The sequence below is a fragment of the Streptomyces sp. NPDC036764 genome (assembly GCF_055609385.1).
In genome coordinates, this window is sequence record NZ_JBVJPT010000023.1 from 18,457 (window position 1) to 33,440 (window position 14,984).

Consider the following 14,984-nt stretch of genomic DNA (forward strand, 5'->3'; position numbering starts at 1 on the left):
GGTTCTCCGGTCCCGCCCCTTTCGTATACGGCCCCTGAGCCCCGTCCCCGCTGTCACCGCTGCCGCTGGAGGAAGGCGATGAGCGCGGCCGTGAGCTGCGCGGGGGCGTCCTCCTGGACGAGGTGTCCCGCGCCGGGGACCGGTTCGAACCGCGCGCCGGGGACGAGAGCGGCGAGCTCGCGTCCCTTCTCGATCGGGATCCAGGTGTCGTCCTCGCCCCAGCACAGGAGCGTGGGGATGCCGATCTCGCCGTAGCGGTGCTGGATCTCGTCGGTGTAGCACTGGTCCGCCTGGACGATCTGCCGGTAGAAGGCCGACTGGCCGGCGCCGTCCAGCCAGGGCGCGACGAGCCGGTCGAGGACGTCGGGGCGCAGGCCGGGGCTGCTCGCGGAGGCGACGTACTCGCGCACCAGGGCGCCGTGCAGCGCGGGCGGCAACCGCTCGAAGACGTCGGCGTGCTCGCCGACGAGCCGGAAGAACGGGGAGCCCCACGGCGCCACGGCGACCGGATCGACCAGGGCGAGGGCCCGGTAGCGGGCGCCGTGCAGCAGATGGGCACGCAGTGCGACGGCACCGCCGAAGTCATGAGCGACGACCAGCGGCTCCGCGAGCCCCCAATGGGCCAGCAACTCGCCGAAGACGCGGCCCTGGGCGGCCAGGGAGACGTCCTGGCCGTCGGCCTGCTCGGAGCTGCCGTAGCCGGGCATGTCCCAGACGTGGACGTCGTACTCGCGGGCGAGCGAAAGGGCGACGGCACGCCAGACGTACGACGAGAAGGGGGTGCCGTGCAGCAGGACGACCGGTGGCCCGCCGGGCGGGCCCAGCCGGTCCCAGCGGACGTCACCGGATGAGCTGGTGAAGGTTCGGGTGAGCTGCCAGTCGGTGTCGGCCGCCATGCCTCTCCTGGTTCAGTCGCCGAGGCGGTCCAGCAGGGCGCGGCGCCAGCGCTCCGTCTCGGCGATCTGGTTGAAGGTGAACAGATGCAGGCCCGCCACCCCTGCCGAGGGGACGGTCAGTGCCTCCTCGGCGCGGGTCAGGAGCCTTTCGGGTGCATACCCACCGGGCGCCGCGAATCGCAGGAACCAGGAGGGGTGCTTCGTCAGGAAGCGCGTCGACTCGCCCACCCCGATCTTCGTCGCCATGGCCAGCAGCTTCGCCCGCTGCACCGGCCCGGCCACCCCCACATGCAGCGGCAGGGCGATGTCCCGGCGGCGTATCCGGCCGATCCACCCGCCCAGCACCCGCGGGTCGAAGCAGAGGTTGCTCACGATGTACGTGGCGTGCTCGCGCTTGTCCCACATGGCCTGGACGGTGACGTCGTCGTGGATGAGGGGATGGCTCTCCGGGTAGCCGGTGACGCCGACGCGCGCGAAGGGCCTGCCCAGCTCGGTCAGCCTGCGCAGCACCGGAAGGGCCCCTTCGTAGCCCCCGGCGGGCGGGTCGGCGTCACCCGCGGGGACGAAGACGTCGTCCACGCCCACCTCACGGAGCCGGCCCGCGACCTCTTTCAGGTGCAGGTCGTCCCGCAGCAGCCGCGCCGGCACGTGCGGGACCACCCGGTAGCCGTGCGTGGCGAGCCGTACGGCGAGATCGAGGGTGGGTTCCAGGCCCTTGACCGGCGACGCCGTCACGGTGACGACGACGTCGCGCGGCACATGGGCGAGGACCTTGTCCTCGGTCGGCTTCGCGGGCAGCACCTCGTAGCGGACGCTCCCCAGCAGCGCCCTGAGTCCTGCGGCGGCCAATTAGCCCTCCGTCTGCTTCTGCGCGTCACGGTGCCGGTAGAACGCGGCCTTCGACGGCGCGAGCGGCTCCTTGCCGAGGATCAGGTCGGCGGCCTTCTCGGCGATCATCATCACCGGGGCGTAGATGTTGCCGTTGGTGACGTACGGCATGACGGAGGCGTCCACGACGCGCAGTCCGTCCAGGCCGTGCACCCGCATGCTGGCGGGGTCGACGACCGCCATGTCGTCGGTGCCCATCTTGCAGGTGCAGGACGGGTGCAGGGCGGTCTCGCCCTCCTTCGCCACCCAGGCGAGGATCTCCTCGTCGCTCTCCACCTTCTTGCCGGGCGAGACCTCGCCGCCGTTGTAGGGGGCGAGCGCGGGCTGGTTGAGGAGCCTGCGGGCCACCCGGATGGCCTCGACCCATTCGCGGCGGTCCTGCTCGGTGGAGAGGTAGTTGAAGCGCAGCGCCGGGTGCTCGCGCGGGTCCTTGCTCTTGATCTTCACCGAGCCGATGGCGTCGGAGTACATGGGCCCGACGTGCACCTGGTAGCCGTGGCCGCCGGCGGGCGAGGAGCCGTCGTAGCGGACCGCGACGGGCAGGAAGTGGAACATCAGGTTGGGGTAGTCGACGTCCTCGTTGCTGCGGGCGAAGCCGCCGGCCTCGAAGTGGTTGGTGGCGGCCGGACCCTTGCGGAACAGCCACTGGAGCCCGATGAAGGGCGCGCGCCACTTCGCCATGTACGGCTGCATGGAGACCGGCTGCTTGCAGGCGTACTGGACGTAGACCTCAAGGTGGTCCTGCATGTTCTCGCCGACGCCCGGCAGGTCGTGGACGACGTCGATGCCGAGGGCGCGCAGTTCGGCGGCGTTGCCGACGCCGGAGAGCTGCAGGAGCTGCGGGGAGTTGATGGCGCCGCCGCAGAGGATGACCTCCTTGGCGCGGACCTGCTGGGGCGCACCCCGGCCGCGCCGGTACTCCACGCCCACGGCCCGCTTGCCCTCGAACAGGACGCGGGTGACGAGGGCACGGGTTCTGACGGTGAGGTTGGGCCGCTTCATCGCAGGCTTGAGGTACGCCTTCGAGGCCGACAGCCGGCGTCCGCGATGGACGTTGCGGTCGAACTTGGCGAAGCCTTCCTGCCGGTAGCCGTTGACGTCGTCGGTGGGGGCGTAGCCCGCTTCCTCGGTGGCCTTGAGGAAGGCGCCGAAGAGAGGGTTGGTGGCGGGGCCGCGTTCGAGTACCAGGGGGCCGTCGTGGCCGCGGAACTCGTCGTCGGGGTCGGCGGCGAGACAGTTCTCCATCCGCCGGAAGTACGGCAGGCAGTGCGCGTAGTCCCAGGTCTCCATGCCCGCGTCGGCCGCCCAGCGCTCGTAGTCCATGGGGTTGCCGCGCTGGAAGATCATGCCGTTGATGCTGCTGGAGCCGCCCAGCACCTTGCCGCGGGCGTGGTAGACACGCCGGCCGCCCATGTGGGGCTCGGGCTCGGACTCGTACTTCCAGTCGTAGAACCGGCTGCCGATGGGGTAGGTCAGCGCCGCGGGCATGTGGATGAAGACGTCCCACGGATAGTCCGACCGGCCCGCCTCCAGGACCAGCACCCGGTTCGCGGGGTCCGCCGAGAGTCGGTTCGCCAGTGCGCTGCCGGCCGAACCGCCACCGACGATGACGAAGTCGTATTGCAGGGAAGCCATGGTGCCTCGTCTCGCTCGCGTCTTCGATACGCGACGCATGCTAGACCTGGTGCCGCTATGCGCACCAGGTTGCGAACAACGCAACTTCCAAGGTCTTTGTTGCGACGCGGTTACTTGTGGCCTTGTTGTTTACTACGCGTATAGTTTCACTGTGAGCAACTACAGCCATGACACAGAAACGTCGAATTCACAGGCCGGCGGGGTCCAGTCGGTGGACCGGGCGATCAGCGTGCTGGAGATCCTCGCCCAGCGCGGCGAAGCGGGCGTGAGCGAGGTCGCGGCCGAGATCGACGTCCACAAGTCCACGGCTTTCCGTCTGCTCGGCGCCCTGGAGGCGCGAGGCCTGGTGGAGCAGGCCGGCGAGCGGGGCAAGTACCGGCTCGGATTCGGCATCGTCCGCCTGGCCGGCGCGGTCACCGGCCGTATCGACATCACCCAGCAGGGCCGCCCGGTCTGCGAGCGCCTGGCCGAGGAGCTCGGCGAGACGGTCAACATCGCCGTGATGCAGGAGCAGTACGCGATCAACCTGTACCAGGTACGCGGTCCGGGAGCGATCACCGCGCACAACTGGGTCGGCCAGCTCACCCCCCTGCACGCCACGTCGAGCGGCAAGATCCTGCTGGCGTACCTGCCCACCAAGGAGCGCACGGCGCTGCTGACGGAGACCGGGCTGAAGAAGGTCACGTCACGCACCATCACCGCGAAGACCAAGCTGGAGAAGAACCTCGCCGAGGCGCGCGAGCGCAGGTACTCCATCACCCTGGAGGAGCTGGAGATCGGCCTGCACGCGATGGCCGCACCGGTCCGCAACCGGGACGGCGACGTCATCGCCGCACTGAGCGCCTCGGGTCCCGCTTACCGGCTCACCGAGGAGCGCATGCACGAGATGTCCCCGGTGCTGGTCAAGGGCGCCGAGGAGATCAGCCACCGGATGGGCTACCTGGGCTGATCCGCCCGACTACGACAGGGGAGCGCCGAGACGCTCGTTCACCCAGTCGTGGAACGCACCGATGTGGTGCTCGCTGGGCACCAGCACGCCACCCTTGGCGTACATGCGCGACCCCATGCCGGGCTGGGTCCGTTCGCATGCCTCGAAGTCCTGGCGGTTGACCCGGTCGAAGAGTTCCACGGACCGGCTGACGTCCTTGCCGCTCTCGACGACGTGCGGAAGGTAGAGCCAGTCGCACTCCACGATCGTGCGGTCCACGGACACCGGGTACATCCGGTGGAAGATCACATGGTCGGGGACGAGGTTGATGAACACCTGAGGCCTGACGGTGATCGCGTAATAGCGGCGGTCCTGCTCCTCGCCGACCCCGGGAATGCGGTCCAGGCCCTCCGAGCCGTCGACGGTGAAGCCCTGGACGTCCTCGCCGAACTCGGCACCGTGACCCACGTAGTACTGGGCGGCATAGCCGTCCGCGAACTCCGGCAGCACCTCGGTGAGTTCCGGGTGGATCGTGGCGCAGTGGTAGCACTCCATGAAGTTCTCGATGATGAGCTTCCAGTTCGCCTTGACGTCGTACACGATCCGTCTGCCGACGGAGAGGTTGTCGATGTCGTAGTGCTCGATGGACTCGACGTCGCCGAGGCGGGAGACGACCTCGCCGATGACGTCCTCCTCGAAGGACGGCGGGTTCTCCGCGAGGCACACCCAGACATAGCCGAGCCATTCCCGCACGGCCACGCTCACCAGGCCGTACTCGGTGCGCCCGACGTCGGGCATCTTGGTGAGGTTGGGGGCGGCGACGAGCTTGCCGTTCAGGTCGTACGTCCAGGCGTGGTACGGGCATTGGAAGGCCCGTTTGACCTCGCCGGACTCCTCGGTGCAGATCCTGGCTCCGCGATGCCGGCACACATTGAAGTAGGCACGGACGGCGTTGTCCCTCGCCCGGGTGACGAGGATGCTCTCGCGGCCCACGTCGACGGTGCGGAAGGCGCCGGGCTTCGCCAGCTCCGAGGCACGGGCGACGCAGAACCACATGGTCTCGAATATGCGCTCCTGCTCCTGGGCGAAGATCCCCGGGTCCGTATAGGAGGGGCCGGGGAGAGTGGCGATCAGGCTGTCCGGCAGGCCGGTCGAGGTCACGGTGCACTCCTCGGGGGAACGTCGTGGAGGGGTCATTCACGCGCCGGTAGGTGCGACTCCGGACGGCGTTGTGTATGGAGCAACACTGGGTGTCATGTGAAACCGCAGCATGGGATGGAGCCGGGGCGGTGTCAAGACACGATGGTGGTGATCTGCTTGCGCCAGCGCGTGAACAGCCGCGGCTGGTTCATCCCGAGCACGGCGACCGGGACACCGGACCGCCGGTAGACGGCCAGGACGTTGCGCTCGTCCGCGGTGCCGTCCTCGATGGTGACGCTGTCGGCGCCGGCCGCGTGGCCGGCGAACTGGATCTTCACGCCGTACTGGTCGGACCAGAAGTACGGCGGCCGGGGCACACCCGGTTCCACGGCGCCGCCCGCGAGCAGCGTGGCGACCGCGGCGTCGGGACGCTCGCGCGCGCCGGTCCAGTGCTCGACGCGGCGGTGCAGGCCCGCGCGCGGGTCGTACCAGTTGGCGCAGTCGCCGACCGCGACCACACCGGCCAGGCTGGTGCGGCCGTCCGCGCCGCACTTGACGCCGTTGTCGAGGACGACCCCGGAGCCTTCCAGCCACTCGACGTTCGGGCGAGCGCCCACGCCGACCACGACGATGTCGGCGGGGATGGAGCGGCCGTCCTCCAGCAGGACGGCGTCCACACGCTTCTCGCCGCTCAGCCCCTTGACGCCCACGCCGCACAACAGCCCTGCGCCGTGGTCCGCGTGGAGGGCGGAGACGACGGCGCCCATGGTCTCGCCGAGCGGTCCGGCGAGCGGTGCCGGCGCGGCCTCCACGACGGTGACCTCCAGCCCGAGGGCACGGGCCGTGGAGGCGACCTCGGCTCCGATGAAGCCACCGCCGATCACCACCAGCCGTCCGCCCAGGGCCAGTTCGTGGCGCAGGGCGCGGGCGTCGTCCAGGGTGCGCAGCGTGTGCACTCCGGCCAGCCCTTCGGAGCCGGGCAGGGTGCGGGCCGCGGCGCCGGTCGCGATGACGACGCCGTCGGCCTGGACCCGACGCCCGTCGGCGAGCCGGACGGCACGGTCGGCCGCGTCGAGTCCGACCGCGCGGGCGCCGAGCAGCCACTGGGCCGCCAGGTCCTCGCCGTCGGTCTCCAGCGCGAGCTCCTCCTCGCCGAGGGTGCCGGCGAGGAACTCCTTCGACAGCGGGGGCCGGTCGTACGGGCGGTGGAGCTCGTCGCCGATGACGACCAGCCGCCCGTCGTAGCCCTGCTTGCGCAGCGAACGCGCCGCCGACAGGCCGGCGAGGGAGGCGCCGACCACGGCGACGGTCCTCACGCGGGACCTCCGGCGAGCCGCGCGGCGATGCAGGGCGGCAGGTTGGGTGCCTCCGTGGAGATCCGCACGTGGATCATGCCGTCGTCGTCGACGACGACCTCGTGCGTCCGGACCGGAAGCTTCGCCGGCGGGGCGTCGACCGCACCGGTCCTCAGGTCGAACTTCGAAGCATGCAGCGGGCATTCCACCTCGCAGCCCTCCAGCCAGCCGTCGGCGAGCGAGGCGTCCTGGTGGGTGCAGGTGTCGTCGATGGCGAAGAGCTCGCCATCGTCGGTGTGGAACACCGAAACCGGCGGATCGATGTCGAGCCGGTGGGCCTCGCCTCGTGGAAGATCCGCGAGACGGCACGCGGGAATCATCATGACACCTCGGGTGCGTATAGCGAAACGGATTGCGGTAAGCGCAACGTCAGTCTGCGGGCCGCTCAGAAGCGTTGTCAAGGCGTCAAAACGCCTCGTTCGCACCGGCCCGCCGCCCGGCCTCCGGGCAGCACGAAGCGCCCGAACCACCTGCGAAAACAAGCGGAACGGGCGCCCCACGAAGCCTCCTTGGGGAGCTCAGAAGCCGCGGTCGAGCCACTCCTGGAGATGCGGAGCCTCGGCGGCGACCGTGGTCGTCTCGCCGTGTCCGGTGTGTACGACGGTCTCTGCGGGCAGCGTCAGCAGCCGGTCCCGGATCGACTCGATGATGGTCGGGAAGTGGCTGTACGACCTCCCGGTCGCGCCCGGACCGCCGCAGAACAACGTGTCGCCGCTGAAGAGCGCCCCCAGGCGCGGCGCGTGCAGACAGACCGCGCCGGGGGCGTGGCCGGGCGTGTGCAGCACGGTGAGGTCGACACCCGCCACCGCGATGAGCTGACCGTCGGTGAGCTCGGCGTCCGGCGCCCTGTCGGGATGGGTCTGCTTCCACAGCGGCAGGTCGTCCGGATGGAGCAGGACCGGGGCGCCCGTGCGCGCCGCGAGTTCGGGCGCGGCGTCGATGTGGTCGTTGTGGGCGTGCGTGCACACGATGGCCCGCAGCGCCCGGTCGCCGACCGCCCGGACGATCGCGTCGGCGTCGTGGGCGGCGTCGATGACGATCACCTCGTGGTCGTCCCCGACGATCCACACGTTGTTGTCGACGTCCCAGGTGCCGCCGTCCAGGGAGAACGTCCCCGAGGTGACGAGGTGTTCGATGCGGGCGCCGGCCATCAGAGGACCACCACCGAGCGCAGCACGTCGCCGTGGTGCATCCGCTCGAAGGCCTTCTCGACCTCGTCCAGCGCGATGGTCTCCGAGACGAAGGCGTCCAGGTCCAGTCGGCCCTGGAGGTAGAGGTCGATGAGCATCGGGAAGTCCCTGCTCGGCAGGCAGTCGCCGTACCAGGAGGACTTCAGCGCGCCACCGCGTCCGAAGACGTCCAGCAGCGGCAGCTCCAGCTTCATCTCCGGGGTCGGTACGCCGACCAGGACGACGGTGCCGGCGAGGTCGCGGGCATAGAAGGCCTGCTGGTACGTCTCCGGGCGGCCGACCGCCTCGATGACGACGTCGGCACCGAACCCGCCGGTCAGCTCGCGGATCGCCTCGACGGCGTCGGCGTCCTTGGAGTTGACGGTGTGGGTCGCGCCGAGCTTCCTGGCCGTGTCCAGCTTGCGGTCGTCGATGTCCACCGCGATGACCTTCGCGGCGCCCGCGAGGTTCGACCCGGCGATCGCCGCGGCGCCCACACCACCGCAGCCGATGACGGCGACCGAGTCGCCCCGGCCCACGTTGCCGGTGTTGATCGCCGCGCCGATGCCGGCCATCACGCCGCACCCGAGGAGACCGGCGGCCGCCGCCGACGCGGTCCGGTCGACCTTCGTGCACTGCCCCGCCGCGACCAGCGTCTTCTCCGCGAACGCGCCGATGCCGAGCGCCGGCGACAGCTCCGTGCCGTCGGTCAGCGTCATCTTCTGCTTGGCGTTGTGGGTGTTGAAGCAGTACCACGGACGCCCGCGCAGACAGGCGCGGCACTGTCCGCACACCGCACGCCAGTTGAGGATCACGAAGTCCCCGGGGGCCACGTCGGTGACCCCCTCCCCCACCGACTCCACCACGCCCGCGGCCTCATGACCGAGCAGGAAGGGGAAGTCGTCGTTGATGCCGCCCTCGCGATAGTGCAGATCGGTGTGGCAGACCCCGCAGGCCTCGACCTTGACCAGCGCCTCACCCGGTCCCGGGTCGGGCACGATGATCGTCTCCAGGCTGACGGGGGCGCCCTTGCCCCGCGCTACGACAGCACGGACCTGGTGCGTCATGGCCACTCCTCGGCTGATCGGGACTCGGAATCAGATGTTGCTCATTACGGCACACATCTCATGTGTCGCAACACAGCATCGTGGAGGGGCCAGCGGCGGTCAAGGAGGAAGACGGGGGTTCCTGCCGCAGGGCCGGTTCGCGCCGGAACACGCCGAACGCCCGGTGGGGGCGTGATCGAAGACGCCGGTGCATGTCGACGCCGCAGCCGCGCCGCCGGACCCGGCGGACGGAGGAGGTGTCCGCCGGTCAAGAGGAGGAGGTGTCCGCCGGTCAAGCGGAGGAGGCGTCCGCCGGTCAAGCGGAGGAGGCGTCCGCCGGTCAAGCGGAGGGGAAGAGGTGTTCGCGCGCCCATTCCGGGTCGGGGTTGGTGTGCGACCGCCCCGCCACGACGACCGTCGGCACGGTCTCGTTGCCGTCGTTTACGGCCCGCACCGCTGCCGCTCCGGCCGGGTCACGCCAGATGTCGACCCAGTACGCCTGACGGCCGCCACGACCCAGCCGGATGCGCAGTCGCATGCAGTACGGGCAGCCCGGGCGCCAGTAGACGATCGGCCGGCCGTCGGCCGCACTGCGGCGCTGCGCCTCCAGCGCACCGATCGGCCTCGGGAAGATCAGCGGTGAATTGACGCCGGCGAGCAGCACGAACACCAGCAGGATCGCCACGGCCGCGCCGGGGCTCCCGTCGAGGATCAGCCCGGCCGCAAGGGCCGAGCCGCCGAGCACGAGCAGCAGGGGCAGGAACCAGGCACGCGTCATGGCGCGCAGGCTATCGGCGAGCCGGGCCGCCGCGCTCACCGATCGCCCGCCGGGACGCAGGGTGCGGCACTTGATAGGCAAGTGTCGACTTGCCTATGCTGGGGTCGTGGCCGACGACCTCTTCAAAGCCCTGGCCGACCCCACCCGCCGCACCATCCTCGACGAGCTGACAGAGAAGTCCGGACAGACACTGTTCGAGATCTGCTCGCGCCTGGCCATGAAGCACCGGCTGGCCATCTCCCGGCAGGGAGTCTCCCAGCACCTCGCCGTGCTGGAGGCCGCAGGGCTCGTCGAGACGAGGCGGGAGGGCCGCTACAAGTTCCACGAACTGAACACGGCCCCGCTGCGGCAGATCACCGAGCGATGGCACGTGCCCGACACTTCCGGACCGGAGAAGAGCACCTCATGAAGATCCATCTGACCAGCGTCTTCGTCGACGACCAGGCCAAGGCCCTGCACTTCTACACGGAGGTCCTCGGCTTCGTGAAGAAGCACGACGTCCCCGTGGGCGAGAAGGACCGGTGGCTCACCGTCGTCTCCCCCGAGGAGCCCGGCGGCACCGAGCTCCTCCTGGAGCCGGTGGGCCACCCGATCGCCCGGACCTACCGTGACACCCTCGCCCAGGACGGCATCCCGCTGGCCCAGTTCGCCGTCGAGGACGTCCAGGCGGAGTACGAGCGGCTGCGCGCCCTCGGCGTCCGCTTCACCCAGGAGCCCCTGGAGATGGGTCCCGTCACCACGGCCGTCTTCGACGACACCTGCGGCAACCTGATCCAGATCGCGACCCAGCCGAAGTAGACGCCCGGCGCCGGACGCACTCCGCCCCCGCGCCGATCTGCCCGGTGTGGCCGTGGTGACGAGCTACGTCACCATGAAGACGCTCTCCAACCGACACCACGTGACAGTTCCTCTCGGTTGCTTCCGGTTCGCGGCCCCGTTCTCGTACCCGGTCAGCCGGCCAGGGGCCGCCATCGGTCCTCCCTGCTGGGATCGATGCTGCTGAGCCACACCAGGACCCCACCGACCAGGCCGGGCTTGTCCCGTGTCGCCAGGGCCGGGGCTTCGAGCATGTCGGCGGCCTCTTCCAGGTACGTGACGAGTGTGTCGAGTTCTTCGCCGGGGGCTTCGTTGTAGCGGGACCAGCGGCCCAGGTAGCCCGACTCGGCGTCCAGATACAGGCCCGAGGTGCGGTCGGACGGGCCGAGGCAGATGACCGGAATCCAGGCGGGCTTCCACACGGTGATCCGCTCGTCCTCGGGGCGGCGGGCGTTGAAGGTGTCCTCGTGGGCCTGGGTGTCCATCATCTGACGGTGCAAGACGGCCACGGCCTCCAGGGGCATCAGCGCCCGATTACGTGGAAGGCATCCCCAGCCGTTGACCCCGTCGTCGCCCGCGGTCAGCAACCACAGGGCGCGCAGCTCGACCGGTATCCGGATGCCGAGGTCGTCTTCCACCGCAGCGAGGGCGGCAGGGCTCGCGCCGGGGCGGAGCGCGGCGCAGGAGTCGGGGGCGTGCTGCTGGAGCCGGCGCGTGATGCGGTGCCAGGCGTCCGCGACCTCCCGCACGGTGACCGCGTCGATGACGGGATCGGCGGTCCGCTCCTGCTCGCGTTCCTGCCCCACCTCCTGGTCCTGGGCCCCGGCGTCCGTGTTCGGCTCGGCGAAGGAGGCCGGTGTCACGTACCGGATCTCGATGCGCTCGGGCTCGCGGATGTAGCCGACGGCCAGGTCGGGGCAGTCCTCGAAGACATCACCGTCGACCATGACCGTGAGGATGCCGGGCAGCCCCGAAGGCCGGCCCATGTCCGGGTCGTCCGCCAGCCGGCCGGCCAGGACCTTCAGAGCGTAGGGGACGCCGGCCCCGAGCCCGGTGGCCAAGTCGGTTACGTGCGAAGGGATTTCGACGTTCACGGCCGGGCGCTCCTTGCTGGTCGGGGAAGAGCGATGCCCCACACAGTAGGACGCCTGACTGCCCGCGGACGGGGCACACCGTGACCGATCTGCCGTTGACCTTGTCGCGGCGCCGGCCAGGCGGCCGTGGGCGACGCGGTCCATGGCCGCGCCGCATGCCTTTGCCGACGCGCCGTGGGAGGACCGGCGGTTTCGCCGCCGCTCCTCCCACGGCTCATGCTCCGCGAGCGCCGCCCGTCAGGTGCCGGGCTTCGGGTAGAGCTGGTTCAGGACGGCGAAGTCGTCCGACGACGGGTGCTGCGGGAACTCCGGTACGGACAGGCAGCTATTGGTGGATCCGTTGTGGTCGAGTCCGAGGGCGTGGCCCATCTCGTGGCAGGCGACGCTGCGCCGGGCCGCGTAGGTGTTCGGGGTGACCTGGTCGTTGAGCTTGACCGTGACGCTGCCGTCGACGAAGTAGCCGCCCGACGTGGTCGCCTCGGTCAGGCCGTACCAGGCCGTCCCGTAACTGCCGCTGTACACGTGCACGCAGTGCCGCCCGCCACCGGGGCATCCGGCGGTGTGCCAGCGGTAGTAGGCGTCGATGCCGGGCGCCTGGTACCAGTCGACCCGGGCGTCGGTCACCGGCCACGAGTCGCCGCTGTGGTCGAGGAAGTACACCTGCGGGTCGTTGAAGGGTCCGTAGTCCCACTTGTGACCGCACCAGGCGGAGGCGGTGCCGACGACGGGCGAGCAGCCGGCGATGCCGATGCCGAAAGCGCTGCTCTCGTCCTGCACGCCGCGCACGCCCTGGCGACGCAGGCTGCTGCGCAGCTCGTCGGCCGTGACGCCCGGAGCGGGTTCGTAGATGGCGGTGTAGGTGGTGCCGTCGGGCCGTGGCTGGACCACGTAGACGGCGTTGTCCGCCCCGGCACGATCGGACGTGAGCCCCTTCGGGGCAGTCGTGTCCGCCTGCACGGCCGGAGCCGAGAGCGCGACGACCAGCGCGGTCACTGCCAGTCCGATCGCGGTTCTCGTTCTTCGCAACATGTCGTTCCCCCTGTTGCCCGCGGCCGCCTCCCGCTGCCTACTGGCGGCGGGATCCTTGAGCGGCCGTGGAAAGACGAGCGCAAGAGTGGCATGTCCTCGACAATCAGGGAACGACGTTAATCGGCCACATTGAGAGCCTTTGGTAGGACCCGGGCCGGGGGCGATCAGAGGTGCGGGCGTCGGTGCGGGCACCGAGGCGCGATGGGGTGTATCCAGAACATATGGTTCCTAGACACCCCCAGGATCTTCGTTGGTCACAGGAGCCAGCTCAGGCGCTGCCGGCGGTGCCGATCATGATGATCGTGATCGTCACACTGGTCGACATCCTGGCTCCGGCCAGCGTCCACCTCGGGCCGTTCCTGGTGGCCGCGCCTGCCGTCACGGCGTCGTTCGCAGGTCCCCGTATGACCGCCTACGTCGGCGCACTCGCCGTGTCGGCCCAGGCCCTGGTGGCGGCGGTGCGCACCACCCTCGTCGACCTGAACCACACCGTTCAGCTCATCACCCTGATCCTGATGTCGGCGTTCGCGACCTCCTTCGCCGCTCGGCGGGAACGCCACGAAAGAGAGCTGATGCAGCTACGGTCGGTCGCGACAGCGGCGCAAGAGCTGGTGCTCAAGCCGCTGCCCCAGCGGGTCGGTTCGTTGCGCATCGCCTCGGTGTACCTGGCCGCCGAATCCGAGGCGCAGATCGGCGGCGATCTGTATGCCGCCGCGCGTACGGAGCACGGATTCCGGATCATCATCGGCGATGTCCGGGGAAAGGGCCTGGCAGCGGTCGGGGATGCCGCCCTCCTGCTCGGCGCATTCCGCGGCGCGGCCCACAGACAGGCCGACCTGGCGGCGCTCATGAGTTTCCTGGAGGGAACCGTCTCCTCTGACCTCGACGACCCCGCGGCCCTCGACGCCGCGGCCGAGGACCGCGGCGAGGCGTTCATCACCGCCGCCGCGCTCGACATCCCGGACGACGAGCCGGTCCTCCACCTGATCAACTGCGGACACCCTTCGCCACTGCTGCTGCGCGACGACCGGGTCATTCCCCTGGCCGTACGCCACCCGGCACCGCCCCTGGGCCTCACCGAGTTCGTGGAAACCGAGCTCTCCGAGGAGACGTTCGCCTTCGAAGACGGCGACATCGTCCTTCTCTACACGGACGGTGTCATCGAAGCCCGCGACGACAAGGGCACGTTCTACCCGCTGGCGGAGCGGATTGCGGGCAAGGCGGCAGACCACGGTCCCGACGCTCTGCTGGCCCACCTCTGCAAGGACCTGATGCGGCACGTCGGCGGCCATCTGGGCGACGATGCCGCCATGGTCGCGATCGAGCGCGTGCCGCGGCCCGCCTAGGAGCGCGGACTCCGGCCCCGCACCGCGTGGCGTGACCGCCGGCCGGTCCGGCGCTCCGCCAAAAGGGCAGGACCGAACACCCTGACACCGGTCTCGTCGTTGAGCCGGACATGAAGATCATCGCTGCCGCAGCACTCGCCGGCGCCGCTCTCCTCGCCGCCGCCCTCCCCGCCTCTGCCGACGACGGGCCCATTGACTTCGGCATCTTCCAGGGCGTCAACGACACCAAGGGCTCGAGTACGACGGACTCCGGAACGACCTGGGGGCAGACGGGCGGCGGGACGGGCGGAACCGTCCCGAAGTCGCCCCTGACCATGCTGGTGGACGGCCTGACATGGCCGGACCAGCAGTGACCTCGAGTGAGGTCGGCTCGGTCAGGTCGGGTCAGGTCGGGTCGGGTCGGGTCACCGCGACTGGATCGCCGCCTCGGCCGCCGCCTTGATCCGACCCCCGAAGCCGGGGGCATCCTTGCGGGCGGCGGAGAGCGCCAGGCCGACGAGGAGCTTGCCGAGGCCGTGGCCCTCCAGAACGTTGAAGATGCGGACCCGGGTCCGGCCGTCGGCCAGCGCCTCCAGGTCGTAGCCGCCCTCCCTGGCCATGACGATGTTCTTCGACACCTCGGCCCACCGAATCTTCGCGGGGGCTTGGAGCTCGGTGATGCGGAACTCCCTGGCCGTCTTCATCCCGGCGTCCTTGACCGTGCTGCGGAAGACCGTGCCCACGGTCGTAGGGCCCTCGGGAACCCGCTCGATCTTGAGCACGCGAGGACTGAACTGCGGGTCGTTGCGTCCGTCGGCGAGGTAGTCGAACACCGCCTCGACGGGTCGGTCGACCTCGAACGTCGCTTCAAACTGGCCTGCCATG

17 protein-coding genes are annotated in these 14,984 nt (G+C 70.1%); 5 read left to right on the forward strand and 12 right to left on the reverse strand.

What is annotated here, in order from left to right; all coding sequences use genetic code 11:
* Positions 1 to 53: 53 nt before the first annotated feature.
* Genes ACZ69Q_RS44000 through betA form a run of 3 tightly spaced genes read right to left on the reverse strand, consistent with a single transcriptional unit; the run spans position 54 to position 3,419 of the window.
* Positions 54 to 896 carry an alpha/beta fold hydrolase gene (locus tag ACZ69Q_RS44000; RefSeq protein WP_471054224.1) on the reverse strand — a complete coding sequence of 281 codons (843 nt, stop codon included), beginning with the start codon at positions 894 to 896 and terminating at the stop codon, positions 54 to 56.
* A gap of 12 nt (positions 897 to 908) precedes the next feature.
* The gene (locus ACZ69Q_RS44005; RefSeq protein ID WP_471054226.1) at positions 909 to 1,745 is read right to left on the reverse strand and encodes a methylenetetrahydrofolate reductase; all 837 of its coding nucleotides are present in this window, start codon (positions 1,743 to 1,745) and stop codon (positions 909 to 911) included.
* Entirely contained in the window at positions 1,746 to 3,419 is a 1,674-nt protein-coding gene (gene betA, locus ACZ69Q_RS44010; RefSeq protein ID WP_471054229.1) for a choline dehydrogenase, read from the reverse strand. It abuts the gene before it with no gap.
* A 151-nt stretch (positions 3,420 to 3,570) separates the two neighbouring features.
* Between betA and ACZ69Q_RS44015 the strand changes: the two genes are divergently transcribed.
* Positions 3,571 to 4,368, forward strand: a complete 798-nt coding sequence (locus ACZ69Q_RS44015; protein WP_471054232.1) for an IclR family transcriptional regulator — start codon at positions 3,571 to 3,573, stop codon at positions 4,366 to 4,368.
* 9 nt (positions 4,369 to 4,377) lie between these two features.
* Here ACZ69Q_RS44015 and ACZ69Q_RS44020 read toward each other — a convergent pair whose 3' ends face one another.
* The 6 genes from ACZ69Q_RS44020 to ACZ69Q_RS44045 form a co-directional block, all read right to left on the reverse strand.
* Positions 4,378 to 5,508, reverse strand: a complete 1,131-nt coding sequence (locus tag ACZ69Q_RS44020) for an aromatic ring-hydroxylating oxygenase subunit alpha (protein ID WP_471054235.1) — start codon at positions 5,506 to 5,508, stop codon at positions 4,378 to 4,380.
* A 131-nt stretch (positions 5,509 to 5,639) separates the two neighbouring features.
* Positions 5,640 to 6,803, reverse strand: a complete 1,164-nt coding sequence (locus ACZ69Q_RS44025) for an NAD(P)/FAD-dependent oxidoreductase (RefSeq protein ID WP_471054237.1) — start codon at positions 6,801 to 6,803, stop codon at positions 5,640 to 5,642.
* Entirely contained in the window at positions 6,800 to 7,165 is a 366-nt protein-coding gene (locus ACZ69Q_RS44030; RefSeq protein ID WP_471054240.1) for a bifunctional 3-phenylpropionate/cinnamic acid dioxygenase ferredoxin subunit, read from the reverse strand. The genes ACZ69Q_RS44025 and ACZ69Q_RS44030 overlap by 4 nt, the downstream gene beginning before the upstream one ends.
* Positions 7,166 to 7,360: 195 nt before the next feature.
* On the reverse strand, positions 7,361 to 7,993 hold the full coding sequence (locus ACZ69Q_RS44035) for an MBL fold metallo-hydrolase (protein ID WP_471054243.1): 633 nt from the start codon (positions 7,991 to 7,993) through the stop codon (positions 7,361 to 7,363).
* Positions 7,993 to 9,078 carry an S-(hydroxymethyl)mycothiol dehydrogenase gene (locus ACZ69Q_RS44040; protein ID WP_471054245.1) on the reverse strand — a complete coding sequence of 362 codons (1,086 nt, stop codon included), beginning with the start codon at positions 9,076 to 9,078 and terminating at the stop codon, positions 7,993 to 7,995. The genes ACZ69Q_RS44035 and ACZ69Q_RS44040 overlap by 1 nt, the downstream gene beginning before the upstream one ends.
* Positions 9,079 to 9,397: 319 nt before the next feature.
* The gene (locus ACZ69Q_RS44045) at positions 9,398 to 9,835 is read right to left on the reverse strand and encodes a glutaredoxin domain-containing protein (RefSeq protein ID WP_471054249.1); all 438 of its coding nucleotides are present in this window, start codon (positions 9,833 to 9,835) and stop codon (positions 9,398 to 9,400) included.
* A gap of 106 nt (positions 9,836 to 9,941) precedes the next feature.
* Here ACZ69Q_RS44045 and ACZ69Q_RS44050 point away from each other — a divergent pair, with 106 nt between their 5' ends.
* Complete coding sequence (locus ACZ69Q_RS44050) at positions 9,942 to 10,244, forward strand: ArsR/SmtB family transcription factor (RefSeq protein ID WP_471054252.1); 303 nt, start codon at positions 9,942 to 9,944, stop codon at positions 10,242 to 10,244.
* Entirely contained in the window at positions 10,241 to 10,633 is a 393-nt protein-coding gene (locus tag ACZ69Q_RS44055; RefSeq protein WP_471054255.1) for a VOC family protein, read from the forward strand. The genes ACZ69Q_RS44050 and ACZ69Q_RS44055 overlap by 4 nt, the downstream gene beginning before the upstream one ends.
* Before the next feature lie 152 nt (positions 10,634 to 10,785).
* On the opposite strand, the gene ACZ69Q_RS44060 is transcribed toward ACZ69Q_RS44055, so the two are convergent.
* Positions 10,786 to 11,745, reverse strand: a complete 960-nt coding sequence (locus ACZ69Q_RS44060; protein ID WP_471054258.1) for an SMI1/KNR4 family protein — start codon at positions 11,743 to 11,745, stop codon at positions 10,786 to 10,788.
* Positions 11,746 to 11,982: 237 nt separating this feature from the next.
* On the reverse strand, positions 11,983 to 12,774 hold the full coding sequence (locus ACZ69Q_RS44065) for a matrixin family metalloprotease (protein ID WP_471054260.1): 792 nt from the start codon (positions 12,772 to 12,774) through the stop codon (positions 11,983 to 11,985).
* A gap of 206 nt (positions 12,775 to 12,980) precedes the next feature.
* On the opposite strand from ACZ69Q_RS44065, the gene ACZ69Q_RS44070 reads away from it, so the two are divergent.
* Positions 12,981 to 14,120 (forward strand): PP2C family protein-serine/threonine phosphatase, encoded by a 1,140-nt coding sequence (locus ACZ69Q_RS44070; protein WP_471054263.1) that lies wholly within the window; start codon positions 12,981 to 12,983, stop codon positions 14,118 to 14,120.
* Between the two features lie 110 nt (positions 14,121 to 14,230).
* A complete protein-coding gene (locus tag ACZ69Q_RS44075) occupies positions 14,231 to 14,473 on the forward strand; it encodes a hypothetical protein (RefSeq protein ID WP_471054266.1) in 243 nt (80 codons plus the stop codon).
* Between the two features lie 51 nt (positions 14,474 to 14,524).
* Here ACZ69Q_RS44075 and ACZ69Q_RS44080 read toward each other — a convergent pair whose 3' ends face one another.
* Positions 14,525 to 14,983 carry an SRPBCC family protein gene (locus ACZ69Q_RS44080; RefSeq protein ID WP_471054268.1) on the reverse strand — a complete coding sequence of 153 codons (459 nt, stop codon included), beginning with the start codon at positions 14,981 to 14,983 and terminating at the stop codon, positions 14,525 to 14,527.
* Position 14,984: the final 1 nt, after the last annotated feature.